At 59.2% G+C, this 17,815-nt stretch carries 17 protein-coding genes; 10 read left to right on the top strand and 7 right to left on the bottom strand.

What is annotated here, in order from left to right:
• Positions 1-66 precede the first annotated feature (66 nt).
• From MPRO_RS03750 to MPRO_RS03735, 4 genes are all read left to right on the top strand, one after another.
• Positions 67-441, top strand: coding sequence for a PH domain-containing protein (locus MPRO_RS03750; RefSeq protein ID WP_067287168.1), 375 nt, complete (start codon positions 67-69; stop codon positions 439-441).
• 5 nt (positions 442-446) lie between these two features.
• Positions 447-761 carry a hypothetical protein gene (locus MPRO_RS03745; RefSeq protein WP_067287164.1) on the top strand — a complete coding sequence of 105 codons (315 nt, stop codon included), beginning with the start codon at positions 447-449 and terminating at the stop codon, positions 759-761.
• Between the two features lie 463 nt (positions 762-1,224).
• On the top strand, positions 1,225-2,217 hold the full coding sequence (locus MPRO_RS03740) for a squalene/phytoene synthase family protein (RefSeq protein WP_067287161.1): 993 nt from the start codon (positions 1,225-1,227) through the stop codon (positions 2,215-2,217).
• A gap of 57 nt (positions 2,218-2,274) precedes the next feature.
• A complete protein-coding gene (locus tag MPRO_RS03735; protein WP_067287158.1) occupies positions 2,275-3,099 on the top strand; it encodes an amidohydrolase family protein in 825 nt (274 codons plus the stop codon).
• Positions 3,100-3,171: 72 nt separating this feature from the next.
• Here the strand turns inward: MPRO_RS03735 and MPRO_RS03730 are convergent, their stop codons facing one another.
• The 6 genes from MPRO_RS03730 to rsgA all read right to left on the bottom strand — a co-directional run bounded on the left by MPRO_RS03730 (position 3,172) and on the right by rsgA (position 9,336).
• Positions 3,172-3,384 (bottom strand): hypothetical protein, encoded by a 213-nt coding sequence (locus tag MPRO_RS03730; RefSeq protein ID WP_067287154.1) that lies wholly within the window; start codon positions 3,382-3,384, stop codon positions 3,172-3,174.
• A 382-nt stretch (positions 3,385-3,766) separates the two neighbouring features.
• Positions 3,767-4,798, bottom strand: coding sequence for a CAF17-like 4Fe-4S cluster assembly/insertion protein YgfZ (ygfZ, locus tag MPRO_RS03725; RefSeq protein WP_067287151.1), 1,032 nt, complete (start codon positions 4,796-4,798; stop codon positions 3,767-3,769).
• Positions 4,791-5,681, bottom strand: coding sequence for an archaetidylserine decarboxylase (gene asd, locus MPRO_RS03720; RefSeq protein ID WP_067287149.1), 891 nt, complete (start codon positions 5,679-5,681; stop codon positions 4,791-4,793). The genes ygfZ and asd overlap by 8 nt, the downstream gene beginning before the upstream one ends.
• Before the next feature lie 30 nt (positions 5,682-5,711).
• The gene (locus tag MPRO_RS03715) at positions 5,712-6,527 is read right to left on the bottom strand and encodes a sulfurtransferase (protein ID WP_067287148.1); all 816 of its coding nucleotides are present in this window, start codon (positions 6,525-6,527) and stop codon (positions 5,712-5,714) included.
• A gap of 88 nt (positions 6,528-6,615) precedes the next feature.
• Complete coding sequence (locus MPRO_RS03710; RefSeq protein ID WP_067287146.1) at positions 6,616-8,286, bottom strand: HDOD domain-containing protein; 1,671 nt, start codon at positions 8,284-8,286, stop codon at positions 6,616-6,618.
• 15 nt (positions 8,287-8,301) lie between these two features.
• Positions 8,302-9,336, bottom strand: coding sequence for a small ribosomal subunit biogenesis GTPase RsgA (rsgA, locus tag MPRO_RS03705; protein WP_067287144.1), 1,035 nt, complete (start codon positions 9,334-9,336; stop codon positions 8,302-8,304).
• Positions 9,337-9,475: 139 nt separating this feature from the next.
• On the opposite strand from rsgA, the gene orn reads away from it, so the two are divergent.
• Positions 9,476-10,060, top strand: a complete 585-nt coding sequence (orn, locus tag MPRO_RS03700; protein WP_067287141.1) for an oligoribonuclease — start codon at positions 9,476-9,478, stop codon at positions 10,058-10,060.
• Between the two features lie 22 nt (positions 10,061-10,082).
• Here orn and queG read toward each other — a convergent pair whose 3' ends face one another.
• Complete coding sequence (queG, locus tag MPRO_RS03695; protein WP_082708425.1) at positions 10,083-11,261, bottom strand: tRNA epoxyqueuosine(34) reductase QueG; 1,179 nt, start codon at positions 11,259-11,261, stop codon at positions 10,083-10,085.
• 57 nt (positions 11,262-11,318) lie between these two features.
• Here queG and MPRO_RS03690 point away from each other — a divergent pair, with 57 nt between their 5' ends.
• The 5 genes from MPRO_RS03690 to miaA all read left to right on the top strand — a co-directional run bounded on the left by MPRO_RS03690 (position 11,319) and on the right by miaA (position 17,713).
• A complete protein-coding gene (locus MPRO_RS03690; RefSeq protein WP_067287137.1) occupies positions 11,319-12,839 on the top strand; it encodes a bifunctional ADP-dependent NAD(P)H-hydrate dehydratase/NAD(P)H-hydrate epimerase in 1,521 nt (506 codons plus the stop codon).
• A 47-nt stretch (positions 12,840-12,886) separates the two neighbouring features.
• Positions 12,887-13,378, top strand: a complete 492-nt coding sequence (tsaE, locus tag MPRO_RS03685; protein ID WP_067287133.1) for a tRNA (adenosine(37)-N6)-threonylcarbamoyltransferase complex ATPase subunit type 1 TsaE — start codon at positions 12,887-12,889, stop codon at positions 13,376-13,378.
• 17 nt (positions 13,379-13,395) lie between these two features.
• Positions 13,396-14,736: an N-acetylmuramoyl-L-alanine amidase gene (locus MPRO_RS03680; protein ID WP_067287129.1), complete on the top strand. Its 1,341-nt coding sequence runs from the start codon at positions 13,396-13,398 to the stop codon at positions 14,734-14,736.
• A 75-nt stretch (positions 14,737-14,811) separates the two neighbouring features.
• Complete coding sequence (gene mutL / locus MPRO_RS03675; RefSeq protein WP_067287126.1) at positions 14,812-16,746, top strand: DNA mismatch repair endonuclease MutL; 1,935 nt, start codon at positions 14,812-14,814, stop codon at positions 16,744-16,746.
• Positions 16,747-16,750: 4 nt separating this feature from the next.
• Positions 16,751-17,713: a tRNA (adenosine(37)-N6)-dimethylallyltransferase MiaA gene (miaA, locus tag MPRO_RS03670; protein WP_067287123.1), complete on the top strand. Its 963-nt coding sequence runs from the start codon at positions 16,751-16,753 to the stop codon at positions 17,711-17,713.
• Positions 17,714-17,815: the final 102 nt, after the last annotated feature.

Genomic DNA, 17,815 nt, shown 5'->3' with positions numbered 1-17,815 from the left:
GCATCTGCGAAGCTGCGCATACGATTGGGCACGGGGCCTGATCGCTGTAACGGGGAAAGAGACCTGATGGACGTCAAGTATTCAGAACATCCGGCGATGTTCAAAAACAATCCGCTGGGCTTTCTGTTATCGATACTGCTGATACCGGTCGGGGTCGGCATCATTATCCTGCTGGCCTGGTACCTCAAGTGCAAATCCACCCAGCTCGAACTGGTGGGTGATGATCTGGTACTGGAGCGTGGTCTGCTGAGCAAGGATCGCACCGAGCTGTCGTTGAGCAGCGTGCGTACGGTGAATGTCTATCAATCCTTCTTCAACCGGATCTTCGGTGTCGGCAAGATCGCTATCTACACCGCTGGCGACGAAGCCGAAATGGAAGTGGCCGGCCTGCCGGATCCACACCGTTTGCGTGAGTTGATCAAAGAACGCCAGGACGCCTGAAATCTATGGCCGGGGATTCGGATTCAAAGGACAAGCGCGAGGCCCGCACGCTGGCAATAGCTATTGTCGTGCTGCTGGTACTTCTAGTGGGGGCGGCGTTATTGTTGTTGCCCCAGCTGGCGGAGATCAGCCGTGTCAGCCTGGAGCCTGGTTTGGGCCTTAAGGATGCGGCGGTTATTTCCTTCTTTGTCACCATCGCCCTGATGGTGGTATTTGCCATTGCCGCCGGTGATGGTTTCATCGGTGAAATTCAGTTTATGCTGGCGGGTTTTGCCAGTTTTTTCGTGATCATCTGGCTTATGCTGGCCTGGATCTTCTAGCAGCCTGTCGGACTTGGCCGATCGTAACGAGGGAAAGACCGATTTGCGGCAGTTTTTGAGCTCTTTTGAGGCGAATAGTGGTTCTATTTAACAAAAAAGAGCACATAAAATGACCAAATTCGGCTTTTCCGCAGTAGATCAGTGGTAAGTCCGACAGGCTGCTAGGTCGGCAGCTGATTCCTCTAAGTACATGATAAACAACTGTGTTTTGTGCCGGTCTGCGGACTTTTGCGCGCGGCGTCAGCGCGGCTGTGTTTGGACACCTATAGTTGAAGCAGGTAGACTCAGGCGGCCTGTATGGATGTATTTGAGTGCTCTGGCAGTCTGTCGGACTTGGCCGCAGTAAATTAGCGTTAAGCCCGACAGGCTGCTAAGCAACAGCCTGGGCGTCGTGCCGACAAAGGCTGATCAGGCACCCGAATCCGCCGCAGCCATCGCCGACCTGTAGGTAACTTTGCTTTATATGACAAATAATAATTTACCGGCGCAAGACTTTTGCTATGAGTCCCTGTGCAAGGTTTCGCGCAGTTTTTATGTCAATACGATGGCGCTGCGTAACCCTATCAGGGATTACGTCTGTGTGGCCTATTTGCTGTGCCGCATTGCGGACACCATCGAAGATGATCCGGGCTTGCCGGTGGATGCGAAGGAGCAGGGTTTTGTACTGTTCAAGAATGGTCTGAGCCAGGGGGCTCCAGTCGCACTCTGGAGCGACTTCGTTGCAACGCTCGATAGTAGCGCTGATGAACGGGAGCTCGCGCTCAAATTTGATACCGTACTGGCGCAGTTCTCGGTTTTTCCGCAAAAAATTCGCGATATTATCAGCAAGCATGTGGTCATCATGGCCGATGGCATGCTGCTGTACTGTAACAAGCTGGAAGGGCGGCGGGAGTCGATCGAAAACTTCAGTCAGCTGGATGACTACTGTTATTACGTCGCAGGTGTCGTGGGTGAACTGCTGACGGCGGTTTTTTCCGAAGAGATGGATATTCCCCCTGCCGCCCTGGCACAGCTGCAGAAAAATGCAGTAGCCTTCGGCCTGGCGCTGCAGTACGTCAATATTATCAACGACTATTCCACCGACAATGAGCGCGGTATTGTTTTCTGGCCGGACTCCTGTGTGCGCGATGGCGCTGATGCTCAGAAGCCGCTGCGGGAAATGTCCCGTCGCTGCCTGGATTATATCGTCGACTCATTCGAATACGTGCGTTACATCCCAAGAAAAGAGCGCACGGTGCGGGGTTTTTGCCTGCTGCCGCTGTTTTTCGCCGTGGCAACCCTGAAACAGATTAATCAGGACCGCAGCAGCCAGGGGCATCGACAGAAAGTGAAAATTTCGCGCAAGCGCGTGCGCTTTATCTTTTTCTTTGTGATGGCATTTTCACGCTTTGACTTTATTCTGGACGCCTATTTCAGGCGCAATGTTGCCTTCCTGCGCAAGTATCTCAGTGCCTGATGCCCCGCCGCGCCAACATGGGTACTTCATTACCGTCATTGTCCTGGTTCCCTGCTCATGAGCATTTTTGATCAGCCCAAGATTGACTGCCATAACCATATTCTGGATCCGGCGGTCTTTGCCTATGGCGCCGATACTCCTTATAGGCCCGGCGGCCACGAGATTGGTACCGCGGCGCAGTTTGCCGCCGTTCGAGAGGTCTATGGGGTCAAGCATGCGCTGATTGTGGGACCCAATTCCGGCTACAATGAAGATAACCGCTGTCTGCTGGATGCGATTGCACGCAGCAACGGGGGTTGCCGTGGCATTGCGGTGGTGCCTAACGACGTGCGTTGGGCAGAGCTGGAAAGGCTAAAGGCGGCGGGGATCGCCGGGGTGGCGTTTAATGCAACCTATCACAGTGTCGCGCACTATCTCGACACCACAGCACTCTTGCAGATGCTCGCGGAGCTCAATTTGTTTGTGCAGGTACAGGTGGAGGGAGATCAGCTGGTGGAGCTGGTGCCATTGTTGCTTGCGTCCCGCGTACGCATCCTGATCGATCACTGTGGACGACCGGTGCCGGAGCTGGGGCTGAATCAGCCAGGGTTTCAGGCGTTACTCGCGCTGGCAGATACTGGGCGCTGTTTCGTTAAATTATCTGGGCAGGCCAAGTTTTCCCGTCAGAGCTATCCATGGGGCGATACCCGAGCTTATGTGCAGGCGTTGCTGCAGAGCTTTACGCCGGATGCCTGCATCTGGGGTTCGGACTGGCCTTTCCTGCGGGCGCCTGAGCGCATGGACTACGGATTGTTGCTGAAGCTGCTTGAGGAGCTGATTCCGAATGCCGACGACCGACACTCTGTGCTGTGGCAGACGCCACGGCAGCTGCTGGGCTTTTAAGCGCGTTCTGAAAAGCAGGTTGGCCCCTGTTTTGACGCAGCAAGGTGCGCCAGGGGACGAGCCAGCGCTTGATTAAGCGTGGCTAACGTCCGCAGCGGTAGTGGTGTTTTTGCAGGCGCAAAACAGTGATTTAACTTTGCCGAACAGCTTATGCAGAGTATCGGAGATGTATTCGGCGCGGGCAGCTTCAGCACGCATGCGAATAACTTCGGTTTCGCTCATGCTGGACAGGTCAAGGCGATCCAGCAGTTCAACCAGGCTAGGGTTTTCGATATCGTGGCTCATAGTGTTTCTCCGGTAGCAGTGCGTCTGTGTATGGAGCCATAATAGGTGTTATGCCGCACTGCAACAAACGACAACTTTTAACTATATTGATGAATTTTATTAATCAATAGTCGCCTTATTTAAGCTATGTCGATGCTTTGTAATAAAAAAGGTGTGAATTAATCATCAAATGAGAGAGCAGAATCTTCCATGTCATGATGGGATTGTCGCACGGCGGTAAACGGACCTCGCCTGAACGCTGTGTTTTGCAGGCCTGAGAGTTGGTGTTGCTGCTGGGGTTATTACTGGCGTTGATGCGGAGAGTGCAATGCTGCAGAAAGAGAGGTGGCAGCTATGGGATCAGAGCGCTCGGTGGCGCTCTGATCCGGCAGCTGTTCTGGTGCTAGCGCTTGCTTTGAAACAACTCTGGGTCGAGCTCGTAGGGCAGATCCTGCAGCGTCAGGGCGGGGCCGCTCTGACTGCCAAGCAGAATGGGTGTGCTCTCGGCCAGATCCTTCACGATCACGGCCAGCAATTCGAACTCGCCTTCAGCGGCGGGCGCTGCCAGCACGACCTTGCCGACATTGTCCTTGTCGGCGCTATACAGCATAGTGCCTGGCACAGGGCGGCTGTCGCTCTTCACACAGGCCCGGTACATGGGGCGCTTGAGCTGGCCGCGGTGTTGCAGGCGGGTAACGATTTCCTGCCCGGTATAACAGCCCTTGGTAAAGCTGACACCGTGCAGCGCCTGCAGGTTGGTCATCTGGGGGATAAAGCCTTCAACGGTTTCGGTGCGCAGATCCGGAATGGCGGCGCGAATTTCCTCCAGCTCCCAGCCATCGGTGGTGCCCAGCGGGGCGAATTCAATCAGTTCCGACAGTAGTGTCAGGGCCTGCTCTTTGGGTAGCCAGATTTCAAAGCGCTTGCCGGGCACCCGTACCGCAAGGATACCTTCGCTGGCATAGACGCCATCGACTTCGCTCGGCACCTGGCCCAGCACTTTCTCTACCAGTACGGCGGCACCGGGGCCGCTGCAGCCAAGCCCGACCAGATCATCACTCAGATCGGTGGCCTGGGCCTTGGAAAACACCATGTATTTCTTCAGCAGCGCCTGGGTGTTTGGCAGCAGCTCACGCTGGCCCCGCAACCAGAAACCATCCTGGGTGCGCATTACGCGCACCAGGCTGTGCATGTGGCCCTTGATGTTGCAGTGGGCGCCCAGGCGACTGCCCAGGCTGCTGACGTCCTTCAGATCGCAGCTGAGCTGGCCCTGCAGGAATTTTTCGGCATCAGGCCCCAGCACGCTGAACACGCCCTGGTGTATCAGGGGAGTGAGTTTTGTATCTGATTCCCGGTCAGCGACATGCAGGATACGATCGCCGCTGTCATTGAGGGTTGCGCCCAGGGCGCGGATTTTATCCAGCCATTCACTCATCGATTTTTGTCTCTTGTTGTTCAGGCGTGCTCTGGCTGCCAATCTGCTGGCCAAGACGCAACCCGTGCTCGGCGGCAAGTCCCTGGCTCCACTGCATGGCTTGCGGGCCAAATAGCAGTATCACCGTGGAGCCCAATTTAAAACGACCCATCTCTGCACCCTGCTCAAGGTGGATGTTGGCCGCGGGCTGAGCATCGAAGCGGGTATGCAGCGGCTTCTTCAGTACCGGTGCTACCTGACCCGCCCAGACGGTTTCGATGCCAGCGACGACCATGGCACCCACCAGAATCATGGCCATGGGGCCTGCCTCTGTATCAAAAATTGCCACCAGGCGCTCGTTGCGGGCAAACAGCTGATCCACATTGGCCGCCGTAGTCTGGTTCACCGAGTACAGATCCCCCGGGATATACAGGGTTTCACGCAGGGTGCCGGCGATGGGCATATGTACGCGGTGATAATCCCTGGGTGCTAGATAGATGGTGGCGAACTGGCCATTTTTAAAGGGCTCGGCCATCGCCAAGTCCCCGCCCAGCAGGGTGCTGAGGCCATAGCCGCGTCCTTTGGCCTGGAAAATGCGTCCATGATCAATAGAACCGAGCTGGCTGACAGCACCGTCGGCCGGGCTAATGATGCCGCCGGGGCTTGTGTCCAGCACGCGGGCATCAGGCTTTAGTGCACGGGTGAAGAAGGCATTGAAGTTGGGGTAGGCACGCAGGTCTTCAATCTGTGCTTCCTGCATGTTGACGCCGTAGCGCTTGGCGAACCAGCCGATAAAGGTGTTCTTGACCCAGGGTGTGCGGCATTCCGCCAGAGCGCCGGTGAGGCGTGACAGCAGGTGCTGGGGCAGCAGGTGTTGCAGCAGGATAAACAGCTTGTCTTTCAACGTTGAAACGTCCTTATCAGGGAGAAAATATCAGGATTCTGTGGGTGTATCGTCGCGGTTGCCCCACTCGAACCAGGAGCCGTCGTAGCAGCGCACCTGCTCAAAGCCCAGGTGCTTGGCTACCAGATAGGTGAGGCCGGAGCGACGATGGGTCTGACAGTGGGTGATCACCTGATGTTCTGGGGTGATGCCCCGGGCACGCAGCGTTGCCAGCAGTTCGGCATCGGGTTTCAGGCGGGTGTCGTTCGGGCTGATCAGGCTGTCGGTCCATTCAAACCAGCGTGCGCCGGGAATATGGCCGCCTTTAGTGGCGTTAACGATTTTTTCGCCACGGTATTCCGCTTCGGTACGGGCATCCCAGATGCGCAGGTCCGCATCGCCCAGGTGCGCCAGTATGTACTCCAGATCGGCGACGAGAGAGCGGTCTATCCTTGCCTCGAACTGGCTGGCGCTGGCAGTGTTTACGCCGCTTTCCAGCGCCAGGCCGGCCTCTGTCCAGGCCTGCAGCTGGCCGTTGAGAAAGGAAACACGCTTGTGGCCAACGCAGTGCAGCGTCCAGACCATGCGCCCGGCCAGTGCGCCCATCTGGTCGTCGTACACCACCACCTGGCGTTCGGGCGTGAGGCCCAGGTTCGAAAACAGTGCGCTGAGCTGTTCGCGGCTTGGGAGCTTGTTGGGCACGGGCGCGGTGCCGCACAGTAACAGTGCCGGGTCTACATGCAGGGCATGGGGTATATGTCCCTGCTGGTAGGTTGCGACTTTGGATAGGTCGAGAATCAGCAGTGACGGGTCGTCCAGATTTGGCGCCAGCTGGGATGCATCGATCACGAGTGGGAGCGGGGTCATCTGTGCCTCCGTAAACTCTGGGGATTGGCGATCATATAGGTTTCATGGGGATTTTACATGCCGTGCTGGCAAATTGGGATCGGGGGCTTCAGGCCTGGCCTAACATGCGATCAAGGGCACCGCTGGCGGCCGTGCAGAGGTCGCGGAACTGGTCGCGGTGAAAGCTTTCCAGCGCTGCGATGGGCTTGCCGGCATCGCCACGATCCAGAGCGCCGTAGACCAGCGCCACCGGTTTGCCGTGGGCAAAGATGCACATCATCAGGCCATCCTGCTCTCCCAGCGCCTTGCGGTAGGACGGCGGAAGCATGGGCAGCAGGCGCGCACGGGTGCTGGCGCTGAACCAGATGCAGCCTGGGCGGGTGCAGAGTTGCTTGAGCAATAACGAACTGTCGAGCTCGGCTTCCAGCCGGGTGATGGGGTCGTCATCATTGATGCCTATAACCTGGGCCGTCTTGAGCTGCTGCTTTGCGCGTACCACTTGCAGCGCCAGTCGATTCAGTCCCAGTCCCTGTGACAGCCCGAGCAGTAGTCCCTGCAGAATATGTCCGGGACGCGTGTAGAGGTTGTAGCCGTGCAGCAGGCGCTGGTTGATCTGCCGATAGGCCAGGGCGTCGGCAAAGGTCGCCGCAGGGCGCAGGCCGGCAGGGTTGGGGGTGGGTAGGGGGGCAGGTTCCGGGTACAGGCCTTTGTATCGCTGCAGCTCTGGCGCGCCCAGGGTCTGGTCGAGCTGGCTGTCCGATGCAATGAATAACATCTCCGCGGCCGGCGCCAGGGTTCCGGGTACATGATATTGCTGCGCAGCCAGGGCGCAGTTCTGGTGGATCAGCGCGGTGGTTTGTGGCAGTTCCTTGCCCAGATAGTCATTGACGATGTCGTACATGCCCAGTGCCCGGGTGGTACTCCAGCCCAGCTGGGTCGTCTGCACCAGCCAGTTGGCCAGCTTCACCGGGAAAAAGTGCTGCTGCAGCAGATGGCTGAGGCTGCGCAGATCATCCTTGTTGAGACGCGGGTCACTCAGGCTGCGCCGGTGCAGCTTGTCGAGGGTACTGCGGGAGGGCGAGGTTTCGTTGTCCAGCGCAGCGATAATCAGCGGTGGCAGTTGCCAGACTTGTGCCAGGCCCAGTGATATTTGCTGGACGCTGCAGCCCAGGGTTTCGATCTGTGCCTCAACGGGGTCGAGGCCGTCACGGATGCGGCAGTGGATACGGTGCATATGCAGCGGCGCATGGCGCCACAGGGACCAGAAACCCACGCCGTAGCACAGGGCAGCGACCCAGCCTTTTTCGGCGTAGGTGGCATGGCGTGCCCGCAGCCACTGTGCGCACTGGGTGGCAGCGTGGTGGCTGTGGGCGATGGCACGAAAATACTGCAGCTCGGCGGAGCAGCTGGCATGCAGGCGCAGCGCCTCGCAATCCTTGGCCAGCTGTCCAAGGCGTTCCATGCCCAGGGAGCCTATGGCGTGATCGATACCGGTGACATCCGAGCCCTTGCTGGCATGCAGCGTCTGGGCCTGGCGTACTACGTGCAGACAGAGTACGGGGTCGGCCTTGATGATGGCGGTAATGCTCATCAGGGTGCCGCGATCCGATGCCGTTTCGCGTTTCAGGCGCTGCAGGCTGGACAGTCGGGTGGGCAGAGGGCGCTCGGCCAGATAGCTGGCCCAGGCCGTGGCACTGAACAGAGGCTGCTCAAGTGCCTGGCCGCTGTCTGCGCTGTCGTTGGCGCTGTCGTCTGCGGCGTCGCTGGACGGATCATGCATCGAGAGGCCCTGTTGTCAGTGACTGCTATTCGGTGCCAGCAAGGTCTGGCGGATATGCTGAAAGCTGCGTACCCGGGTGGCGCTGATTTCATTCTGCTCGATCGCGCCCTTGATGGCGCAGCCCGGTTCCTGCTCGTGGCGGCAATCCCTGAATCTGCAGAGGCCAAGGTAGGGGTGAAACTCGCGAAAGCCTTCGATCAGGCGTTCCGGCTCCAGATGCCAGAGGCCAAACTCGCGGATACCGGGGGAGTCGATCAGGTCGCCACCATCGGGGAAGTGAAACAGGCGCGCGGTGGTCGTGGTGTGGCGGCCCTTGCGGGTTTGGGTAGAGAGCTCGCCGACACGAATATCAACGCCCGGAAGCAGGGTATTGATCAGCGATGACTTGCCCACGCCCGACTGGCCGACAAAGACGCTGACGCGGCCGTCAAGCATGGCCTTGAGTTCGGTCAGGGCGTCGTCGCCATTGGCCGAGGTGGTCAGTATCTTGTAGCCAATGCGCTGGTAGGTGTCGAGCATGGCCAGGAGTTCGTCGCGGTTACCGTCATGCAGCAGGTCGGATTTGTTGAGCAGAATCACAGGCTCGATACCGCTGAGCTCCGATGCCACCAGGTAGCGATCGACCAGATTGGCATAGGGTGTGGGTTCTACTGCGATAGTGACGACGATAAAGTCGATATTGGCCGCCACCGGGCGCAGTTCGCCCTGGGGGTTGGGGCGCACAAGCTCAGTCTGGCGTGGCAGCTGGGCTACCACGACACCGCCTTCGGTGCCGGCGCGCCAGATGATGCGATCGCCGGTGACCAGTTGGCCGAGGTTGGTGCGCATATGGCAGCGGGTAATAATGCCGGCCTGTTCACCGTCCAGGCCTTCGACATCCACCTGACGGCCGAAGTGGGAAATGATCAGGCCGTGCTGTTCCTGTCCCAGCTCGCCACCTTCCAGTTGCTCGTCCACAACATCGTCGCGTTTGCTGGCGCGGGCGGTGCGTTCCTGCTGGATCTTTTCTACCCGCCAGGACTGGCGGCGGGTCAGTTTGCGTTTAGACATCAATCTCCTGGCTGCGCCCTGCGCCACGGACAAGGATGCGTGGCCTGCGGTGCAGCGCTTTCGTAGGTATTCGGATGGGACCTAAGGTATTCTATTCCCGAGCAAATTAGTAGTAGCCAGCGCAGGAGAGCGGCGTCCCATGAGCAATAGCAATCAGTCAGCCAGTACCCCTAACGACAGTAATTCACGCAGCACCAATCTGATCTGGATCGATCTGGAAATGACCGGTCTCGAGCCTGAATACGACACCATTATCGAGATCGCCACCATAGTGACGGACGCAAACCTCAATCTGATTGCCGAGGGCCCGAGCCTTGCTGTGCATCAGAGCGATACGGCGCTCGAGGCCATGGATGAGTGGTGCACGCGCCAGCACGGCCAATCGGGCCTTACCCAGCGGGTGCGCGAGAGCGTGCTTGGCGAGCGCGACGCCGAGCTGCAGACGCTGGCGTTTCTGCAACAGCATGTGGACCAGGGAGCCTCGCCGATGTGCGGAAACAGCATCGGCCAGGACAGACGCTTTCTGGACAAGTACATGCCGGAGCTCGAGGCCTTCTTCCATTACCGCAATCTGGATGTCAGCACCCTGAAAGAGCTGGCCAGACGCTGGAAGCCGGAGGTGCTGGAGGGTGTGAAGAAAAAGGGCTCGCACCTGGCGCTGGATGATATCCGCGATTCCATCAATGAGCTCAGCCATTACCGGCAGCACTTTATAAAGCTCTGAGTTTGGTGGTTCAGGGGCGACATCAGTCCGCCAGCTTGCGCGCGCGGGGGTGATCCAGGATGGGGTGTGCCGGATGTGCCTGAAGGCTTGCATCCTGTGCCCCATCTTTCGTGTCGGTGCCCGCGTTGGTGTCGGCACGCAGTTGCAGTTGCGCCAATGCCCACTGCACATGCTCCTGCACCAGAGGTGATGGGTCTTCGAGCCTGGCCTGCAGCGCGGCGAGTACTTTTGCGCCGCCGTTACTGTTGCCCAGCGCTATGGCAATATTTCGCAGCCAGCCCTGGTAACCGGTGCGCCTAATGGCCGAGCCTTCGGTCTTGTGCAGAAACTGGGCTTCATCCCAGCCAAAGAGCTCGGTCAGCTCAATATCATCCAGCTGGTGGCGGGGCTTGAAGTCCGTTTCAGTGCTGTGGCTGGCAAAGCGGTTCCAGGGGCAGATGAGCTGGCAGTCATCGCAGCCAAAGATGCGGTTGCCCATCAGCGGGCGCAACTCCGGGTCTATGCTGCCCTTGTACTCGATGGTCAGGTAGGAAATACAGCGCCTGGCGTCCAGCACATGGGGCGCCGGAAACGCCTGGGTCGGGCAGACGTCCATGCAGGCGCTGCAGCGACCACAGTGATCCTCGGTGTAAGGCGCATCCACCGGTAGCGGTATATCGATGAACAGCTCGCCCAGCAGAAACCAGGAGCCGGCTTCGCGATTGAGGATCAGGCTGTGTTTGCCCTGCCAGCCGATACCGGCTTCGCGGGCCAGTGGGCGCTCCAGCACAGGCGCGCTGTCGACAAAAGCGCGATACCCCAGGGTTTCGCAGGCCTCTTCGATGCGCTGGCCCAGGCGGGTCAGGCGCTTGCGCAGGGTTTTGTGGTAGTCGCGCCCAAGGGTGTAGCGGGCTATATAGGCCTTGTCGGGCTGCTTTAGGATTTTCAGTGTCTGGGTGTCGGGGGGCAAATAGTCCATGCGCACCGAGATAATGCGCTGAGTGCCCGGCACCAGCAGTGACGGATCCAGCCGTTTTTCGAAGTGGTTTTCCAGATAACCCATGTCGCCCTGATAGCCCTGGTCAAGCCAGGCCTGCAGCTTGGGCCCTTCGGCTGCAAGGTTGGTGCCGGTAATGCCGCACTGCTGGAAACCGAGTTCCTGTGCCCAGTTTTTTATCTGCAAGGCCAGTTGGCTGAGCTGTTCAGGTGAAAGCCGGTTCATGACGTGTATCGTCCGCCGGACGATCCTTTATAATGTGGCCAATTCAAGGAGATACCTATGCCTGTCATGAGAGCGGAACTGCCGGCCACATTATACACGGCACAACAAAGTCGCGCGCTGGATCAGACCGCTATCGAACAATACGGCCTGCCGGGGTTCAAGCTGATGCAGCGCGCCGGTCATGCGACCTTCGCGACCCTGCTGCACCATTGGCCGGCGCTGCGGTCGCTGAGCATCCTCTGTGGCAGTGGCAATAACGGTGGCGATGGCTTTGTGGTCGCGGGTCTGGCGCATCAGCGCGGGCTGGATGTGCAGCTGCTCTGTGTGGGTGATGATGATTTTGAGCGCAAACTGCGAGGTGAAGCTCTGGATGCCTGGCGCTGGAGTCAGGCTCTGGGCGTGGAAGCCCAGACCTATACGCCTGAGATTGAGCTGCGCGGCGAGGTGCTGGTGGATGCCATGCTCGGCACCGGCCTTGCGGGGCCGGTGCGCGGTGCGGCCGAACGGGCGATCCGGCACTGCAACCGCAGTCCGCAGCCGGTGCTGGCGGTGGATATCCCCTCGGGGTTGTGCAGTGACACAGGTGCGGTACTGGGGCAGGCAATACGCGCTGCCGTGACTATTACGTTTATTGGCCTTAAGCAGGGGCTTTTTACCCATCAGGCGGTGGATTATACCGGCCAGGTGGAGTTCGACGGCTTGCTGGTACCGGAAGCTGTATATGAAGATGTGCCGGTCAGTGTTTTTCGCACCCAGGCCGAAGATCTGGCTCAGGCGCTGGGGCCTCGTCGTCGCAGCAGTCACAAGGGCGATTACGGTCATGTGATGGTCATTGGCGGTGATCTGGGGTTTGGTGGCGCGGGTATTCTCGCCGCTCAGGCAGCGTTGCGCAGTGGCGCAGGGCTGGTCTCCCTGGCTACCCGGCCTGAATATATTTCGGCCGCGCTGGCGCGTCAGCCGGAGTTGATGGTGCACGGTGTAAATTCCGGTCAGGATCTGGAACCGCTGCTGGAACGGGCGGATATTCTGGTGATCGGGCCGGGCCTGGGGCGCAGCGCCTGGGGCGATCAATTACTGTTGCAGGCTCTGCAGAGTGAAAAACCTTTGGTGGTGGACGCCGATGGCCTCAATTTGCTGGCCGAGAAAAATTGGCTGCACGGTGCACGACGTGCCAACTGGATACTGACGCCCCACCCAGGCGAAGCCGCTCGACTGCTGTCCGATGATGTGGCTACGGTGAATCAGGACAGGTTCGCCTCGGTCGAGCGACTGCAGGCAAACTGTGGTGGGGTGGCGGTGCTCAAGGGCGCAGGAACCCTGAGCTGCGATGGTGATGCCCTGCATCTGTGCGCGGCGGGCAATCCCGGCATGGCGGTGGGTGGCATGGGAGACCTGCTGGCCGGTATCATTGGCGCTTTCTGGGCGCAGGGGCTCAAGCCCGTTGATGCAGCGCGCCTGGGGGTTTATGTGCACGCTCGCGCAGGCGATGTGCAAGCCGCTGAATCTGGTGAACGCGGTATGCTGCCGGGGGATCTGTTGCCGCGCATTCAGGCGCTGGTGAGCGGACTGCAAGAATAAAGTTATCCTGTCCGGGTGCAGGCTCAGGCTATTAGCGGATCAATACGATGACAGAACAGTTTGTATATGGCGCCAGGGATGAAAACGCCATGGTTAATTTTGGCGAGGCGCTGGGACTGGCCTGTGCAGGCCGCGGGGTTATTTTCCTGGAGGGAGATCTGGGCATGGGCAAAACCACGCTGTGCCGTGGGGTTTTGCGTGCCTATGGCCATCATGGATCGGTCAAGAGTCCGACCTATACTTTGGTGGAGCCCTATGATCTGGGGGGGCGCAGGTTGTATCATTTCGATCTGTATCGCCTGGCAGACCCTGAAGAACTTGAATATCTGGGGATCAGGGACTATTTCGAAGACGATGACCTCTGTCTGATCGAGTGGCCCCAGCGGGGCGCGGGCTGGTTGCCGCAACCTGATCTGGAGGTGAGCATCTCGGTCGAAGGCGAGGGGCGCACTATTGAATGCAATGCACAGACAGCGCGGGGACAGCAGATGTTGGCGTCTTTGCTAGCGGACAATGACCGGATCGCAAAACAGGGGTAACGCGGTTGAGGGGCAGGATGAAGGGGATTTTGGGGGTTCTGGCAGCGCTGCTGCTGGTCACCCCGGCGATGGCGGCTGAAATCAAGAATGTGCGCATCTGGCTTGCGCCGGATCACACACGTCTGGTGTTTGACCTCTCGGGACCGGTGAAACACAAGGTGTTTAGTCTGGATAACCCTGATCGCCTGGTGGTGGACATGGATGACTCGCGTCTGCTGGCGAATCTTGATCGGCTGGGGCTGCAGGATAGTCCGGTCAGCAGGATGCGCGAGTCTCGCCAGGCCGACGGTACCCAGCGCTTCGTGCTGGACCTGAACAGTACTGTAAAACCCCGCAGCTTCACGCTGGCGCCCAATGATCAGTATGGCCACCGGCTGGTGCTGGATTTGCTGAAAGTCGGTGTCGACAAGCCAGCCCCGGTGCCTGCGCCGCAGTCTGTCGAGGTTGTGGGCTCGCCAGGCGTATTGCGTGATGTGGTGGTAGTGATCGATCCCGGTCATGGGGGTGAGGACCCCGGTGCGCTGGGGCCGGGTGGTTTGCGTGAAAAAGACGTCGTTATTGCCATTGCCAAGGAAGTCTACCGGCGCCTGGATGCGACCCCTGGCTACAAGCCCGTAATGGTGCGCAAGAGTGACTATTACGTTAGTCTGCGCGGGCGTACCAAACTTGCGCGTGAGCACAACGCCGATCTGTTTGTGTCCATTCATGCTGATGCCTTCAAGGATCCCCGTGCCAATGGCGCGTCCGTCTGGGTGATTTCGGACCGTGGCGCCACCGGTGAAGTTGGTCGCTGGCTGGCTCAGAAAGAAAACAGTGTGGATGCCATCGGTGGTGTGGTCAGTCTGGATGACAAGGACGAAGTACTGGCCGGCGTGCTGCTGGATATGTCCATGACCTTCAGCATGGAAGGCAGTCGCCAGGTGGCTGACCGGGTGCACAAGAACATCGGCAAGTTTGCCCGCATGCACAAGCCCTTTGTCGAACAGGCGGGTTTCGTGGTGCTGAAATCGCCGGGCATTCCGTCGATTCTGGTGGAAACCGGGTTTATATCCAACCCGGATGAGGCTCGCAAACTTAAGTCAAGCAAGTATCAGAGCCAGATGGCAGTGGCCATCACCGAAGGTGTGAAGGACTACTTCTGGCACCGGCCGCCGGCCATGACGCACCTGGCTCACCGCAAGAATGGTGGCGGTCAGCTGGCATCGCTGTCTGATCGCACGCACAAGGTATCCCGCGGCGATACGCTGTCGGTGATTGCCGTACGCAATGGTGTTTCCCTTTCGGCGCTGCGCGCCGCCAATGGCCTGTCCAATGACAAGATCCGTATTGGTCAGGTACTCAAAATTCCGTCAAGCTAAGGACCCGTGTGGGTCTGGTCACAGCGCTCGTTTGTGGTCTGATCCGAGGCTCCCTAACCGGTAATGCATTTGTCTATGTCACGAATACAGTTGCTGTCGCCGCGTCTGGCCAACCAGATTGCGGCCGGCGAAGTGGTCGAACGTCCGGCGTCGGTCGTCAAGGAGTTGCTGGAAAACAGCCTCGACGCCGGTGCCACCCAGATTGAAATTGACGTCGAGCAGGGCGGCATGAAACTGATCCGCCTGCGGGATAACGGCGGCGGTATCGAGGAGCAGGATCTGCCGCTGGCGCTAAGCCGGCATGCAACCTCCAAGATACTGGTGCTCGAGGATCTGGAGGCGGTCAACAGTCTGGGCTTTCGCGGCGAGGCTCTGGCCAGTATCAGTTCGGTATCCCGCCTAACGCTCACCTCGCGCCGCAGTGATGCGCCCAGCGCCTGGCAGGTGCAGACCGAGGGGCGGGACATGGAGCCGGTGGTCAGCCCTGCAGCGCACCCCCAGGGGACCTGTGTCGAGGTGCGGGATCTGTTCTTCAATACGCCGGCGCGGCGCAAGTTCATGCGCACTGAGCAAACCGAATTCAAGCATTTGGAAGAGGTCGTCAAGCGCCTGGCTCTGAGCCGTTCCGATGTATCCTTTGTGCTGCGTCACAATGGTCGTGTGATTCATCAGCTGCGCCCTGCGCGCACCGAACAGGACCATGAACGGCGCATATCGTCGGTGTGTGGTCCGGCCTTTATCGATCAGGCCCTGTCGCTGGATATGTGCGCAGAAGCCAGCGGTCTGCGGCTCTGGGGCTGGATGGGACTGCCGACCTTTTCCCGCAGTCAGACAGATCTGCAGTACTTTTTCGTCAATGGCCGCATTATTCGCGACAAGCTGGTGGCCCATGCGGTGCGCCAGGCCTATCAGGATGTGCTCTTCCATGGCCGGCATCCGGCCTTTGTGCTCTATCTCGAGCTGGATCCGCGGCTGGTGGATGTGAATGTGCACCCAACCAAGCACGAAGTGCGTTTTCGAGAAGGCCGCCTGGTGCATGACTTTATCTTTCGTACGCTGCACCGGGTTATCGCCGATGTGCGCCCGGAAGCGGCTGTGTCGTCCGCCGCTGCGTCGCTGGACGGTGGTCAGGCGGCTGATCCGGCGCCAGGCATCCCGGGTATAAATGCGCAGCAGTTCGAGCAGGGGCGCATGCCGCTTGCTCAGGCGCCACTGGGAGGCTCTGCGGCGGCAGGTTCGTCATCGGGGAGCGGCTTTCAAAGTGACTATAGCCCCGCGGCTACTTCGCTGGGCGCGGTGCGGGATCAGATCAATGGCTACGGCGCCCTGCATGTGTCAGCTAATGGTGCCGGTGGCTTGGGCGGCCCGGGTGCGAATAGTGCGCAGGATGCGGCACTGGCTGCAGCCCAGGCTCAGGGTGAGGTCGCGCCGCCACTGGGTTATGCCCTGGCCCATTTGCACGGAATCTACATTCTGGCTCAGAACGAGCAGGGGTTGGTGTTGGTCGACATGCACGCAGCCCATGAGCGCATCGTCTATGAGCGCATGAAGCAGGCTTATGAGACCGAGGTGGTGCGCTCGCAGCCGCTGCTGGTGCCGCTAAGCATGGCGGTGAGTCAGAACGAGGCGGACTGTGCAGAGGAGCAGGCGGCTGTGTTTCAGCGTCTGGGGTTTGAACTGTCCCGCATGGGGGAAGAGAGTCTGGTGGTGCGTCAGGTGCCTGTTTCCCTGGCCCGCGGCAATATCGAGCAACTGATCCGGGATGTGTTGTCCGATATGCTCACCTATGGCCAGAGTCAGCGCATTGAAAATCATATCAACGAACTGTTGGGAACCATGGCCTGTCATGGTGCCGTGCGTGCCAACCGTCAACTCAGCGTACCTGAGATGAACGGCCTGCTGCGTGACATGGAAATTACCGAGCGCAGCGGACAGTGCAACCACGGTCGTCCGACCTGGACACAGCTGTCGCTGAATGAGCTCGACAAGCTGTTTATGCGGGGACGCTAGCACGATGATCGAATACCCGACTCCGGTGAAACCCGGGCTGCCGCCGGCCATTTTTCTGATGGGGCCGACCGCCGCCGGCAAGACTGCTCTGGCGATGGAGCTGCATGATCGTTTGCCCTGCGACATTATCAGTGTTGACTCGGCGTTGATTTACCGCGGCATGGATATAGGTACTGCCAAGCCCAGCGTCGAAGAGTTGGCGCGCTATCCGCACCGATTGGTGGATATTCGCGGGCCTGAACAGAGCTACTCGGCGGCGGAATTTCGCGAAGACGCGCTGGCTGAAATGGCGAAAATAACAGCCGCCGGGCGTATTCCGCTGCTGGTGGGCGGCACCATGATGTATTTTAATGCCCTGCAACAAGGGCTTGCCAAGATGCCTGAAGCAGATCCGGTGCTTCGGGCCAGACTGGAGGAAGAGGCGCGGCAACAGGGCTGGCCCGCCATGCACAGGCGCTTGGCCGAGGTCGACCCGCAGGCGGCGGCGCGCCTCAAGCCCAATGACTCCCAGCGGGTGCAGCGGGCGCTGGAAGTGTTTGAGTTGAGTGGCCGCTCCATGAGTGAGCATTGGCGCGACCAAGAGCAGACCGTTTTGCCTTATCAGGTGCATTCATTTGCCGTAATGCCGCCGGAGCGGGTGGAGTTGCACCAGCGCATTGAGCAGCGTTTTCAACGAATGCTGGAACTTGGGCTGGTGGATGAAGTCGAACGCGTGCTCTGGTCGCGGGGGGATCTTGAACTGTCGCATCCATCGGTGCGTTGTGTCGGCTACCGTCAGGTATGGGAATATCTGGCCGGGCGCTGGGACTATGAAACCATGGTGTTCAAGGGTATCGTAGCCACCCGGCAGCTGGCAAAACGCCAGATTACCTGGCTTCGTAGCTGGAATGATTTGCAGTGGTTGCAGACGAATGATCGGCAGTTGGTATCTAAAGCCTTGAAATTAGTGGAGTCAGCCATTATATAATGTTCGGCTGGCGCGCAATTGCAGTGGTGTGGATGGCGGTCGGAAGGCGGGGCTTTGGAGGGGATCTTTACGAAGTCCCGGCCTGAATGAACTATAACGATT

The sequence above is a fragment of the Marinobacterium profundum genome (genome assembly GCF_001528745.1).
Taxonomy (GTDB): domain Bacteria; phylum Pseudomonadota; class Gammaproteobacteria; order Pseudomonadales; family Balneatricaceae; genus Marinobacterium_A; species Marinobacterium_A profundum.
Note: the sequence above shows the minus strand (reverse complement) of the source record. Positions and strands in the feature narration are given on the sequence as shown.